This window comes from Gramella jeungdoensis (genome assembly GCF_023805255.1).
GTDB lineage: Bacteria > Bacteroidota > Bacteroidia > Flavobacteriales > Flavobacteriaceae > Christiangramia > Christiangramia jeungdoensis.
On the sequence record NZ_JAMSCK010000020.1, the window covers coordinates 1 to 985 of the forward strand.

Annotated in this window: 1 protein-coding gene; it reads left to right on the top strand. The window is 29.4% G+C overall.

Going from position 1 to position 985, the window contains the following annotated elements:
• Nucleotides 1-140 precede the first annotated feature (140 nt).
• Complete coding sequence (locus tag NE848_RS17275; RefSeq protein WP_252115861.1) at nucleotides 141-848, top strand: hypothetical protein; 708 nt, start codon at nucleotides 141-143, stop codon at nucleotides 846-848.
• The last annotated feature ends 137 nt before the right edge of the window (nucleotides 849-985 follow it).

The following is a 985-nucleotide window of genomic DNA, read 5'->3' on the forward strand; positions in this document are numbered from 1 at the left end:
CATCAAACTATACAATGAAATAAGATTACATTTATCTTTAGACTATCAAACACCTAATGCGGTACACCAAAATGCAGCGTAAAAATCAAGTTTAACCTGTAGCCGTATTCCAGGACGAGACATATTATTGAAGAAAATTGATGGTAAAAAGAGCTGAAATAATCCGCATAGATTTAGATTATCCTATAAAATATGATAAAGACAGATACGAAGAAAATGAATCTTTTTATCTAGAGAAATTTTCAAAATCCTTATTTCCAATTGATGAATCAGAAGAGGATGAAAAGGAATTAGAAAATGATATTGATTATGAATATTCCGGAATTGAAAAATGGGAAAGCGATAAATATAAATTTTCAACTAAAATCAAATTAACTACAACCAATGGGGAAATATCAATTCCACTTCGTATACTTTTTAAAACCATTAGCGACAAAGACCTTCTCATTACTTTAGCACTTATAAATGATTTAAACCCAATTGTGGAATATGAATTTTATGAAGTCGGAGAAAAATTTGGTTACTCTGACTCTACAATTGTCAAAAAAAATGACACAATTATTAAATCATTTAAACTTCAAAACAAGAATGAACAACTTCTAGAAATTCATAAATATATTCGAGAGATTACAAAAAATGCTTCAGATGCTGATTTAAAGAAACTTTCTTTAGATTATATGAATCAAATAGAAGAAGAAAGACTTGAAATAGAAATGGCAGAATATGAAGAGATGCAATCAAAATTAGATTATGAAGCTGAAAAAAAGAGTTTAGGTTTTAACGACGAGTATTATAATGACCAACTTGATATGGATCAACAATCCCCGGAATTTTGGGACACCCAATAATACTACACACAACAAAGAACTAAGGTAAAATCCAAGTACTTTTAAGCTAATTTCGACATATAATTTTCCTGATAATAAGTTCCGGACTTAGCTATTGCAAATGCCTGTTTCAGGAGCTTATTACATACGGCTATTAG